General features: G+C 34.7%; 10 protein-coding genes. 7 read left to right on the top strand and 3 right to left on the bottom strand.

The window, feature by feature from the left end; genetic code table 11:
- Positions 1-35: 35 nt before the first annotated feature.
- Positions 36-158, bottom strand: coding sequence for a hypothetical protein (locus HNV10_RS17280; protein ID WP_262887126.1), 123 nt, complete (start codon positions 156-158; stop codon positions 36-38).
- Between the two features lie 1,484 nt (positions 159-1,642).
- On the opposite strand from HNV10_RS17280, the gene HNV10_RS05625 reads away from it, so the two are divergent.
- The 6 genes from HNV10_RS05625 to HNV10_RS05600 all read left to right on the top strand — a co-directional run bounded on the left by HNV10_RS05625 (position 1,643) and on the right by HNV10_RS05600 (position 9,665).
- A complete protein-coding gene (locus tag HNV10_RS05625) occupies positions 1,643-2,377 on the top strand; it encodes a hypothetical protein (RefSeq protein ID WP_173300063.1) in 735 nt (244 codons plus the stop codon).
- Between the two features lie 39 nt (positions 2,378-2,416).
- Positions 2,417-3,919, top strand: a complete 1,503-nt coding sequence (locus HNV10_RS05620; protein ID WP_173300345.1) for a class I SAM-dependent DNA methyltransferase — start codon at positions 2,417-2,419, stop codon at positions 3,917-3,919.
- A complete protein-coding gene (locus HNV10_RS05615) occupies positions 3,916-5,076 on the top strand; it encodes a restriction endonuclease subunit S (RefSeq protein WP_173300344.1) in 1,161 nt (386 codons plus the stop codon). The genes HNV10_RS05620 and HNV10_RS05615 overlap by 4 nt, the downstream gene beginning before the upstream one ends.
- A gap of 4 nt (positions 5,077-5,080) precedes the next feature.
- Positions 5,081-6,133: a PD-(D/E)XK nuclease family protein gene (locus tag HNV10_RS05610; RefSeq protein WP_173300343.1), complete on the top strand. Its 1,053-nt coding sequence runs from the start codon at positions 5,081-5,083 to the stop codon at positions 6,131-6,133.
- A complete protein-coding gene (locus HNV10_RS05605) occupies positions 6,126-9,245 on the top strand; it encodes a type I restriction endonuclease subunit R (RefSeq protein ID WP_173300342.1) in 3,120 nt (1,039 codons plus the stop codon). Before HNV10_RS05610 ends, HNV10_RS05605 begins: the two co-directional genes overlap by 8 nt.
- A 273-nt stretch (positions 9,246-9,518) precedes the next feature.
- On the top strand, positions 9,519-9,665 hold the full coding sequence (locus tag HNV10_RS05600; protein ID WP_173300341.1) for a hypothetical protein: 147 nt from the start codon (positions 9,519-9,521) through the stop codon (positions 9,663-9,665).
- A 269-nt stretch (positions 9,666-9,934) separates the two neighbouring features.
- Here HNV10_RS05600 and HNV10_RS05595 read toward each other — a convergent pair whose 3' ends face one another.
- Together HNV10_RS05595 and HNV10_RS05590 are read right to left on the bottom strand one after the other, a co-directional pair.
- A complete protein-coding gene (locus tag HNV10_RS05595; protein WP_173300340.1) occupies positions 9,935-10,735 on the bottom strand; it encodes a hypothetical protein in 801 nt (266 codons plus the stop codon).
- Positions 10,736-11,371: 636 nt separating this feature from the next.
- A complete protein-coding gene (locus HNV10_RS05590) occupies positions 11,372-11,554 on the bottom strand; it encodes a hypothetical protein (protein ID WP_173300339.1) in 183 nt (60 codons plus the stop codon).
- Between the two features lie 106 nt (positions 11,555-11,660).
- On the opposite strand from HNV10_RS05590, the gene HNV10_RS05585 reads away from it, so the two are divergent.
- Positions 11,661-12,068, top strand: coding sequence for a DUF2452 domain-containing protein (locus tag HNV10_RS05585; RefSeq protein ID WP_173300338.1), 408 nt, complete (start codon positions 11,661-11,663; stop codon positions 12,066-12,068).
- Positions 12,069-12,133 lie beyond the last annotated feature (65 nt).

The following is a 12,133-nucleotide window of genomic DNA, read 5'->3' as shown; positions in this document are numbered from 1 at the left end:
CCTTGATGTTGTAAATTAACTTTATGTGTTGCTCATTATTTCTGAAAATCGTTGGTTCCGACGGTGTCGGAATTTGGGTGTTGCTTTATTTTATGTTCATTTTGCCTTGATGCAAAACGAACCAAAAGATCAAAACGATTTGTTAGGAAATTACTCATGGGTTAATATTTTTTAATCGGAATTCGTGAATGCTATCGCATTTGTCAAAGCACCATTCGCTAAGACATTAATGTTTTGGGGTCTTTATTTTAATTGTCTTTCAATCCTTGATGTTGTAAATTAACTTTATGTGTTGCTCATTATTTCTGAAAATCGTCGGTTCCGACGGTGTCGGAATATAGGTTTTGCTTGTTTTCTGTTGTTCTTGATTTTAGTTTTTGCTTTCTTCTTTGCTGCTTAAAATATTGTTTGAATAATTATTAAATCGGAAGTCATGAATGCTATCGCATTTGCCTTGATGCAAAACGAACCAAAAAGTACTCAGCGGATTTAAATTATTTTTATAGGACTTCGTGAATCTTTGATTTCAAAACGATTTGTTAGGAAATTATTTATGGGTTAATATTTTTTAAACGGAATTCGTGAATGCTCTCGCATTTGTCAAAGCACCATTCGCTACTGCATTAATCTTTTGGGTTCTTTATTGTTTATTATGTTCATTTTGTCTTGACACAAAACGAACCAAAAAGTCAAAACGATTTATAAGGAAATTGCAAGCACCATTCGCTAATACATGGTTGTTTAAGGTTATAATTGATATGTTGGTTCCATCCTTGATTTGAGTTTTTATTAATAGTTCTGGCTCATTATTTCTGAAAATCGTTGCTTCCGACGGTGTCGGAATATGGGTGTTGCTTGTTTTCTGTTGTTCTTGATTTTAGTTTTTGGTTTCTTATTTGCTGCTTAACATACTGTTTGAATAATTATTAAATCGGAAGTCGTGAATGCTCTTGCATTTGTCTTGATGCAAAACGAACCAAAAAGTACTCAGCGGATTTAAATTATTTATATAGGACTTCGTGAATCTTTGATTTCAAAACGATTTGTTAGGAAATTACTCATGGGTTAATATTTTTTTAATCGGAATTCGTGAATGCTATCGCATTTGTCAAAGCACCATTCGCTACTGTATTAGTGTTTTGGGTTCTTTATTGTAATTGTCTCCCAATCCTTGATGTTGTAAATTAACTTTATGTGTTGCTCATTATTTCTGAAAATCGTTGGTTCCGACGCTGTCGGAATTTGGGTGTTGCTTGTTTTCTGTTGTTCTTGATTTTACTTTCTTATTTGCTGCTTTTATGTTTTGTGGTGAATGAGTTATGGTTGTGGGCTTATTTTTCTTGAAATTGTTGGTTTTTGATGGTTTTGGAATATGGGTTTTGCTTGTTTATTGGCTGAGGTTTTTTGGTTTATTATTTTGTGTTTACTGCGTATTATAATATTGCTTCACAGGTACGGTTTTCCGTAATTTGGAATTGAGAAAATTCTGTAGTTTCGCTTTTGATTAGTTCAGGGTTTTTATATCTTTATTGTCCCTTAGAAATAATTCTTGTTTATCCCTTTATTTTGTTGCTTTTACAAAACAATAAGAATATTATTAGCTTATAATTAAACATATTTTAACTAAAAAAAAACCTACTAAATGGCACAATGTATTAATTGCGGCGATTACACCAAATTTAATGGTGGTCTCTGTTATAAATGCTATAAAAAAGAGAATAACAGTAACGTAGTTGAGGAAGACCTACCATTTCCTGTAAAAAAGACATCTAATTACAAAAAACGAAAAAATAAAAATGTGATTGCTGCTGAAGATTTACCTTTTCAAGGTGACGACTCAATTAGCTACAAAAGGAATAATACTATTGTAGAAAAGCAAAAAGTAAAAAAGAATGATACCGCTAATACATGGGTGTATAATCTTATTAAAGGCAGAATAGCAGAAACCATAATAGAGGAGTTGTTTTTAAGCTTGGGATTTCAAGTTTTTAAATACGGAATGGAAAATACCATTCCTGGTATAATGGAATTATTAAAAGGTGTTAAGGATGATGTTGCCATGGAAATTAAACGAATGCCCGATTTGGTGGTTTATAAAGATGGACGAGCTCATTTTATCGAAGTTAAATTTAGAGCCAACGGTTGTTTTAAGTTAATAGATATTGATAGAAAAGGGGATTATCCTTATCAAAACGCTTTAATTGTTTTAGTTTCAAAAAAGCATATAAAATGTATATCTTTCCAAGAGCTTCAAGAAGGTAAAGAAATTACTGAATCTAGCCGAAACTATTTAGGCAATAGAATAGAATTTGATACCGATAAAGATAAAATTATAGAATACTGTAAATACGCAGTAAAATTCTTTGAGAATGTTTAATATTTAATTTTAAAGAGATTATATCAACTAAACTAATACATGGCAAAAACCAAAAATACCTTTGAGCAAGACCTGTTCAAAGCAGCAGATAAATTACGTAAAAACATTGACGCAGCCGAGTATAAGCACGTAGTACTTGGACTTATATTCTTAAAATACATTTCAGAATCTTTTGATGAGCTCTACCAAAAACTAGTAGCAGATGAATACTCAGATGCAGAAGACAGAGACGAGTACATTGCAGAAAACACCTTTTTTGTGCCTAAACTAGCACGTTGGTCGCACATACATGCACAAGCCAAATTACCAAGCATTGGTCAAACCATTGACGAAGCCATGGAAGCGGTAGAAAAAGAAAACAAAGAACTTAAAAACGTGTTACCGCAAGTATACGGTAAAGCCAATTTAGACAAAACCGCTTTAGGGGAACTCATCGATTTAATATCTAATACCGAGTTACAAGCCGAAAACGAAAACTCTAAAGACCTCTTTGGTCGTGTGTACGAATACTTTTTAGGCGAATTCGCCAATGCCGAAGGTAAAAAAGGTGGGCAATTCTACACACCAAAAGCCATTGTAAAACTCATGGTAGAAATGATAGAACCGTACAAAGGGCGTATTTACGATCCTGCTTCGGGTTCTGGTGGTATGTTTATTATGTCTGAAAAATTTGTTACTGCACACTCTGGTAACATTAAAGACATAACCGTATACGGACAAGAAAGCAACCAAACCACATGGAAACTCTCGCGTATGAACCTTGCCATACGTAACATTAACAGCAAGTTTGTGTCTTGGAACACCGAAGGTTCTTTTCTTAAAGATGCACACCCAGATTTAAAAGCAGATTATATACTCGCCAATCCACCATTTAACCAAAAAGAATGGGGAATTGATATTTTACAAGACGATGCACGCTGGCAATACGGAACACCACCAAACGGTAATGCCAATTTTGGGTGGATGCAACACATGTTGTATCATTTATCGCCGCGTGGTGTTATGGCAACCGTTTTAGCTAATGGCTCTTTAAGTTCTAATACCTCTGGCGAAGGCGATATACGTAAAACCTTAGTAGAAGCAGGTTTGGTAGAGTGTATTGTAGCCTTACCCAAACAACTGTTTTATAACACAGGTATTCCTGCTTGTATTTGGTACTTGCGCAGAGGTAGAACCAACACCAACGAAGTCTTGTTTATCGATGCCTCAGAAATGGGCTTTATGAAAAGCCGAGTACACCGCGATTTTACCGAAGAAGACATCACCAAAATAACAGATACCTATTTAAATTGGAAAAAAGAAGGTGATTATCAAGACATAAAAGGCTACTGCAAAGCTGCAACCCTAGACGCTATACGCAAACACAACCATGTCCTAACGCCAGGACGTTATGTAGGCATACCAGACGAAGAAGACGATGGTATCCCATTCTTAGATAAAATGGCAGACCTTACCGCGACCTTGCAACAACAAATGCAAGAAGAGGAAGCCCTAAACCAAGAAATTAAAACACAACTGGCTAATATTGGGTTTAGATTATGAGTAGTGTAGATGATATATTACCTAATGGTTGGAAGGAAACTACTTTAGGAGAAGTTGCGTTTTTTCAAAGAGGTTTTGATTTGCCAAAGAAAGATAGGGAAAAAGGAGATTATCCTTTAATGGTTTCAAACGGACAGGATGAAACACATAAAGAATTTAAAGTGAAAGCACCTGGGATTGTTACAGGTAGAAGTGGTTCCCTAGGAAATGTTTTTTATGTTGATAAAGATTTTTGGCCATTAAATACAACGCTTTGGATTAAAGAATTTTATTCTAACAATGTTAAGTTTATTTATTATTTATTGAAGATTTTTCCTTTTGAAAGGTATAATTCTGGTTCAGGAGTTCCTACTTTAAACAGAAATCATATTCATCCCTTATCAATTAAAATACCATCAAACATCCAAGAACAAAAAGCCATAGCCAACGTCTTAACCGCTTTTGATGATAAAATAGAAAACCTACGCGCACAAAACCAAACCTTAGAACAAACCGCACAAACTATTTTTAAGGAGTGGTTTGGTAAATACCAAATTGGTGATGAGTTGCCAGATGGTTGGAGTGTTGGTGAAATTAATGATTTAGTAGAATTTGTAATTGATAATAGAGGAAAGACACCTCCTTTGGTAGATGAAAGTATTGATAGCCATCCTTTAATAGAAGTTAACTCTATTACTGGTGATGATAGAAATATAAATTTAAGTGTTGGTAAAAAGTTCGTTGATGAGAAAACTTATCAAAATTGGTTTAGAAAAGGGCATCCAATAAATGGAGATATTTTATTATCTACAGTAGGAAGTATTGGACAGTTAGCTCAAGTTTTTGACGAAAAAATTACCGTTGCTCAAAATATAGTTGCTTTAAGAAGTAATACATCGGGAAATTTCTTGTATGAATTATTGAAAAGAAATCAAAAGTTAATAATAAATTTAGATATAAGTTCAGTACAGCCTAGTATCAAAGTTCCACATTTACTTTCAATGCCTGTAGTTATTCCTGTATTAGACTTAATACAACAATTTGATAAAGTTGTTGATAAACTAACAATCAAGATAACTTCAAACAACAAACAAATCCAAACCTTAACCCAAACTAGAGATGCTTTATTACCTAAGTTAATGCGTGGTGAGATACGGGTTAATGGGTTTAAAAAGTGAAAATATGCCAAATCAACCCAATATATTTAATTATGCAACAAGCGAATTAAGTCAAGATGCTTTTATAGCTTGGCTTTTATCTTGGTCAGATGCCAAATACAAAGCAGTAAACGAGCCATTACATCAATTAAGCTTAAAGTTTTTAGAATCTTTGTTAACAAAACAAAGCATACAACTTAATGAAATCTCAGATTTAAAAATTAAAACACAATTTCATAAAATAGATGTGTTTGTTAGTTTTATAATGGATAGCAAAAGTTATGGTGTTATAATTGAAGATAAAGTACATACCATAGAGCATAATAATCAATTAGCTCGCTATGTTAATAAAGTAAAAGAACTTAATAGTGAAACTATAATTGTACCAATTTATTTTAAAACAGGTTATCAGGTTAATTTAACACGTGTTAAAGAAAATAAATATCATCATTATACTGTAAAAGATTTACTAAAGGTATTAAAGAAAGATAATGTAGCTCAAATTAGTAATGATGTATTGACGCAATATCATGGCTATATTCTGGAAAAAGAAAAGGAGTATGACAATGCAGATGAGGATGCAAATGCATATGTAACAGCACCTTTAAAAGATTGGAATTGGTGGACGTGCTCACGCTTTTTTCATGAATACAAAAATCATTTTAATGCAGGTTGGGGTTCTGTAGGTAATAAAAGAGAAGCTTTATTGGCTTTTTGGTATGGAGGAAGTAAGTTTTCGATTAGGGATGTAGAGAGTGGTAAGCTTCTAAATTTAGAAATTTATTCCGATGTGCAATTTTCTCGAGGTAGAATAATAATAAGTTACCGTATTGGTTTGAAGGATATTGAGCAGAAAAATAATAAAAACAGAAATAAAATCTATGGCGCTTTTAAACCATATTTAGACAATGAAAATATAGTACATAAAAAAGCACATTTTAAACCTGCAAAAAAGACAATAAAATTGGTTGAGATTAAAGATATAGACCATAACATGTGTTATAAAGATGTAGTCTTGTTATTGAAGAAAATTAAATCAATTAGTCAAAAATTCACACAAGAATATAAAGATGCTTAATGAAGACAAGATAGAACAAGCTTTTATAGACCAATTAGTTGGTCAAGGATACACGTATTTTTATGGTCCAGACATTGCACCTTATAGCGATAACCCACAACGGGAAGGTTTTGAGTCTGTCTTGTTAGAGCAACAATTAAAAAATGCGTTGCAACAATTAAATCCAGAGGTACCAGAATCGGCACGCGTTGAAGCTTACAATAAGATTGTTAATCTAGGGACACAAGACCTTATGGAAAACAATGAGCGTTTCCATACTATGTTAACGAATGGTGTTACCGTTGAGTATCACAAAGACGGTAGAACAAAAGGGATTAATGTAAAATTATTAGATGTGGCTCAGCCACAAAACAACCAATTTTGGGTAGTTAATCAATTAGTAGTTAAAGAAAATAACAACGAAAAACGCTTTGATGTAGTCATCTATATCAACGGTTTGCCTTTAGTATTTGTTGAGCTAAAAAATGCAACAGACGAGAACGCAACGGTTAAAAAAGCCTACAGGCAAATACAAAACTATAAAACCGCTGTACCAAGTATTTTTTATTACAATAGCATTTGTGTAATTAGCGATGGTATAGACGCCAAAACCTCTAGTGTATCGGCACCTTTTTCTCGATTTTTATCTTGGAAAGCGCCAATAAAAACAGACAACGACCCAAGAACAGAATTACAAATTCTAACCGAGTACATGCTTAACAAAAAAACGGTAGTAGAGTTAATTCGCTACTGTACCGTTTTTGAGCAAGAAGAAAAAAAAGATGAGAAGACAGGTTTAATTTTTCAAATTAAAATTAAAAAAGTTGCGGCTTACCATCAATATTACGCCGTACAAAAAGCAGTAGCGCAAACTATTAGAGCTACAGATAGTAAAGAAGGTGATCGTAAAGTAGGTGTCGTTTGGCATACCCAAGGTTCTGGTAAGTCCTTATCTATGGTGTTTTACTCAGGGCAAATAGTAACGCACACTCAAATGGAAAACCCAACCATTGTGGTGTTAACAGACCGTAACGATTTAGACGACCAACTCTTTGCAACCTTTGGAAACTGTAAAGAATTACTAAGGCAAACACCTGTACAAGCACAAAGTAGAGACCACATAAAAGAACTATTAAATGTGTCTGGTGGAGGCGTAATATTTACAACCATTCAAAAATTCTCACCAGAAGAAGGTAATGTGTTTGATACATTATCTGAACGTACAAACATAGTTGTAGTTGCAGACGAAGCACATAGAAGTCAGTATGGTTTTAAAGCACGCGTTGTAGATGTAGAAGAAGGTTCGGAAATTAGATATGGTAACGCTAAATATTTACGCGATGCCTTACCTAATGCTTCGTATATAGGTTTTACAGGAACACCCATTGAAAAAGAAGATAAATCTACACCAGCCGTTTTTGGAGAGTACATAGATGTGTACGATATTAAACAAGCGGTAGATGATGGCGCAACGGTGCCTATTAGTTATGAGTCACGTTTGGTAAAAATTAAACTCAACGAAGAAGTTACCAAATCTATAGATGCACAAATAGATGCTATTGAAGGCGCAAGCGAAGAGCAAATAGAAAAAGCAAAAACCAAAAGTGCAGCTATAGAAAAAATTATAGGTAAAGACGATAGATTAAAAGACATTGCAACAGACTTAGTATCACATTTTGAAGCACGACAACAAGTGTTTGAAGGCAAAGCCATGATTGTGAGTATGAGTCGTAAAATTTGCGCCAAACTCTATAACGAGATTATAGCCTTGAGGCCAGATTGGCATCATGATGATTTAGATAAAGGCGCTATAAAAGTCATTATGACAAGTACTAGTGATGATGAAGCCATACTGCAACCGCATCACACTACAAAAGCACAACGAAAAGTGTTAGCAGCACGTATAAAAGACCCGAACGATCCTTTACAAATGGTAATTGTAAGAGACATGTGGCTCACAGGTTTTGATGCACCAAATCTGCACACCATGTATATTGATAAAAAGATGCAAGGTGCTAATTTAATGCAAGCCATTGCGCGTGTAAACCGTGTATACAAAGACAAACCAGGTGGATTAATAGTGGATTATATTGGTATAGGTCAAGATTTACGTAACGCTATGGCAACCTATTTACAAAGTGGAGGCGAAGGCACACCTATAGTAGATATAAAAGAAGCCATTGCAGGCATGTTAGAAAAGTTTGAAGTCGTAGAACAAATTTTGCATGGCTATGATTACCAATCTTATTTTAAAGCAGACACCAATACCAAGCTTCAAATTTTATTAGGTGCGCAAAACTTTGTATTACAAACAGAAGATGTAAAAAACAGATTTATAAAAGAAGTAACGCTACTTTCTAAGTTGTTTGCTATGTCTATTCCTAGTCCGCAAGCCGATAACATCAAAGATGAAGTGGCGTTTTTTCAAGCAGTAAAAGCACGTATTAATAAGTTTACAGGCAATAGTACAAAATCAGATTATGAAGTAGAAACAGCAATCAAACAAATTGTAGATGATGCGTTGTCTAGCGAAGGTGTTATAGATGTGTTTGAAGCCGCAGGAATTAAAGCACCATCTGTAGGTATTTTATCCGATGAGTTTTTGTTGGAGGTCAAAAACATGCAACAAAAAAATGTTGCGTTTGAGTTACTTAAAAAGTTGTTGGCCGATGAGGTAAGAGTGCGTAAAACAAAAAACATAGCCCAAGGCAAACGCTTTTCAGAAATGTTAGAGTCTGTTGTTAAGCGTTATCATAACAATCAAATCGATTCGGCACAAGTACTAGCAGAGCTTTCAGCAATAGCCAAAGACATGCGTTTAGAAGATAAAAAGAGTGTTGATCTAGGTTTAACACCAGAAGAATATGCGTTCTATTCTGTGTTATCGCAAAATGAATCTACTAGTTTTCTAGATGATGATAAGATGAAAGAGCTCATCCATACCATTGTAGATGTGGTTAGAAATAATGCCACTGTAGATTGGAGTAAACGTGACGATGTTAGAGCAAAATTAAGACTAACCGTTAAGAAGATTCTAATGCGTTATGGGTATCCACCAGATGTTGCAAAAATGGAAGCAGATAAGGTTTTGGCGCAGAGTGAGAACTTGGCAGCGTTTTTTGCGAAGGCATAATACAATAAGAACCTTTATTAGCTTTTAATGATTTGATTCTCGTCCCTTTTTGGTTATCACCAATAATAAAAGTTTCTGCGCAGTCTTATAAATGTATCTCTTTATTAATTCGTTTCTAAAATTTATTTAGATTTATAATCTGTCAATTTTACCACAACACTACCACAGTGTTAAAAAATTGCTAATTCTATGATTATTAGCTGATTTGTGTTACTTATTGACATCTAAAATCGGTTTTAGTGCGTATATTTAGTATAACAAATTTTCTGTGCTATGAAACCGATACAACACTTAATGGATTTTATTTTAAAGCCTAAACCAGTAGCGCCTAAAAACGAGGTGTTAAAAGAAGACGTTAGCAATGCCAGACGCATTACTAGAGCTTTACCTAAGGATGAAGATACGTTTATGTTTATCTAAACATATCAAGACCTCATTTAAGGAGGTGTTATTTGAGCCTAAACTTCTATAGGCTGTGTTACTTGTGCTAAATTTTAGCCCTCTAAATTTACTTGTATTAGCGATAAGCGCTTTAACAGTTTTGTAAGCCTTTGTTTTGATTTTTTGTTAGTTGTATAATTAAGCCATAGCTGATTGTATGACGCATAAAAAAATCCCGTACAGTATAACCATACGGGATATTTTGGGTATTAGCTATAGGTCTTTAGCCTTTAGCTCCTAATTGGGTATTACCCAGTAACAGCAATCTTCATACTATGGCCTTGAGCCAATTCGTACAACTCACCATTCACCATTTGGTAGAATACAATCGCTGTACTAGCAAACAGTGCTGTTGTAACAGGGATTGGTGCGTAAGCGGTTAGATCTACCGTTAAATCCGTAGCAGCGCCAACCATGCCACCTAAGGCAATAGCATCACTATAGGTTACGGCACCAATACCGTTAGGCACTTCCTCTACAGGCTCATAAGATTTTAAAGCCGGTACCCATTCGTAATTACTCACATAACCAGCAGCTAAAGCCAATTTGAAGTGAGAAGCCCCTTCTGGAGCACGTACGTAGGTATCTGTATTAAAATCGGCTAAGGACCAGTTTACGGTATCACGACTCGCTGTAATAACAGGTCCATCGGAAGGCGCATTAAAGTGTCTATCAAAAGGCTTGCTTACATTGAAGTTGAGTCCTAAAAACGGTTCGGAATTATCGACCAAATTAATAGTACGTTGTCCTCTTAAGCCCACACCATTAGGTATAATACTTCGCATTTTACCTGTTAATCTCGCGCTTACATAGCTATCACTAACTAGGCGTGCAATGGTGGCAAAACTTTCTCTAAAGGCTTTACTAGCGCGCGCTGCGCCACCAAACTCTTGCATGTTTTCGCGCGTTCGTTTGTAGGCTGGATCGTTTAAAATACGGTTACGACTCACACGGCTTTTTGTTTTTACAAAATTCTCACCGTTTTTTCTGAAGAAGGTTAACCCATCAAGTGTTCCTTCTAGTCTAATAAATGAATTATTCTTTGCCATAATAAATAATATTTAGGACGTGCAGCACTTTTGGCATTTTAGAGTACATGCACATCTGGTTAATGTATGCCCAGACTCGTTCTGGACAAATAAGGTATTTGGGGATTCGCTATTTCTATTTATAACTCCGGATATTATAAACAGCAAAACTTTAATTTTGTAAATAGCTGTGGGTCAAACATATAAAAAATAAATTAATACGTAAGTAATTGAAAATAAGCATTTTGTATAAAAATGTTAAATTTTCTAATAATTTTTTAAAATGACCGTAAAAATAAAGGGTGTTTTTGAAGAATTATAAGTCTGACCCGAAAGGGCATTACAAATATCGTAAAAATGAATAGTTGATAAAGAAAATACTGTAATATGCTGGTAAATAGCCTTTTGTGATAGTGATTATGCTGTGTTTTTAAGTCTTAGGTAGCTATGGAAATTCGACCCTGTTTCTTTAGTTGTGTACTGGGTATGCGATGCGTTGGGATTATATACACATCGTTTTAAGCAAAACGGTTTGGGTAGCCCTAAGTATATACGCTGGTTTAATCCTCTCGCCCAATTTTATTGTACGCCCGTATTACTAAAACAGCCCAAACAATAACGCAAGCCGAAACAACTACGGAGAATGTTAAAACGATTTCATTGGCCTCCATTATATATCTGTTTTATAAAGATTACCAGTCCTAAAAGCGTTGGTGCCCAAAGTCCAATAAAAATCGCATGCAGTTGGTCACCTCTTAAAAACATGTATTCTGCCACCACAATTATTAAAACACATACTGCTAGAATAAAGAGGTTTAACGGCCCTATTTTTTTAATCAAAGTTGTAGTTATTTATACTTAATAGCCTAAGTTAATAAAAAAAAGAACGTTAATTCACTTTTGTGGCCATTAAAGGCGAGTTATCTTTGTAAAAAGTGCGAAATTTATGTCTGAAGCGAAAAAACCAGATCAGGTGGTGTTTAACCAAGACACACAACGTTATGATGCGGCTTTAAAGCCCTATGCCACTAATGTTGGTGCACCAGCAATACAGGTAACGGATAACTCATCTTGGAAATCTAGAAACGTAAACAAAGCCAATAAACAAATAAAAGCCAAGTATTTAGAGCTAAAGGCAGCTTACGAGAAGATGATGCTAGAATTAGAGTATAATACATTGGTGTATAATGCGCGTTATACTTTTGAACCTCTTATTGGAGAGACCTATCATTTGTATAACGATAAAAAAGAAGAACCCTTTTTGTCTATTATTGATCCGGCGAGTTGCCATTTTGATTACATTGGCAGCTTTCAGCTTAATAGTGAGTTGATATGGAAAAAAGTTGAGGTGTAGTTGTATGCTATGGCCAAGGTGCTTGGACATACTATAACTGCTTCCACCTAAAAGGTTCTCTGCTG

This window comes from Winogradskyella litoriviva (genome assembly GCF_013249065.1).
Lineage (GTDB): Bacteria > Bacteroidota > Bacteroidia > Flavobacteriales > Flavobacteriaceae > Winogradskyella > Winogradskyella litoriviva.
Note: the sequence above shows the minus strand (reverse complement) of the source record. Positions and strands in the feature narration are given on the sequence as shown.